General features: G+C 44.6%; 2 protein-coding genes. Both read right to left on the minus strand.

Going from position 1 to position 612, the window contains the following annotated elements; genetic code table 11:
- Nucleotides 1–327: hypothetical protein (locus tag R8O11_RS29175; RefSeq protein ID WP_318195117.1), on the minus strand; the 327-nt coding region annotated here is incomplete at its 3' end.
- 69 nt (nucleotides 328–396) lie between these two features.
- The coding region (locus R8O11_RS29180) for a hypothetical protein (RefSeq protein ID WP_318195118.1) at nucleotides 397–612 on the minus strand (216 nt) is incomplete at its 5' end.

Here is a 612-nt window from a genome sequence, read left to right on the forward strand (position 1 = left end):
TTCTAATTGGTAATGATCCACGTAGTAGCTGAAGTTGGTGGTGATAGCAAAACTCATCTCTTGCAGAGGTTTGCCGTTTCTGACTTCCACATTGCTGCTGATGCTCAGATCCAACACTGGGTCAAAGCGCATGATGTCACGGCTAACCCAAATCGCACCTTGTTCCAGATAAATACGAGAATTGTCGGTTTGTTCATGCGTGTTAACTTCAATACCCAGTGAGTCACTGCCCAGCTTTTCTAACTGGCTGGTGTCTTTTGCGTACGATAGGATCGGCAACGCCGCCGCGATACATATCGTCAGTTTTGATTGTCTAAATCTAATCATAATTTTCTTGCTTAACCGTGGCAGTCAATGGCTGAGAACAAGCCCAGCCAACGTGTAAGTTACGAACGGTTAATCATCCCCACTGCTTTGAATACTGAAGTTAAATTTCGTCAGTTTGTTTGGTGTGATTCGTTGTACTTTCGGGTTTTCACTGATCACTTTCATACCCGTTGGTAGTGAGTCTGTGTCGACTTTGACCAAGAACTGCTTCCCTTTCTTATTCAACACCCACTGATCTGGAACATGGTATCGACCATATTGGTCGGTCTCGATAATGATGCCCTC

Source organism: Vibrio sp. 1288 (assembly GCF_033344475.1).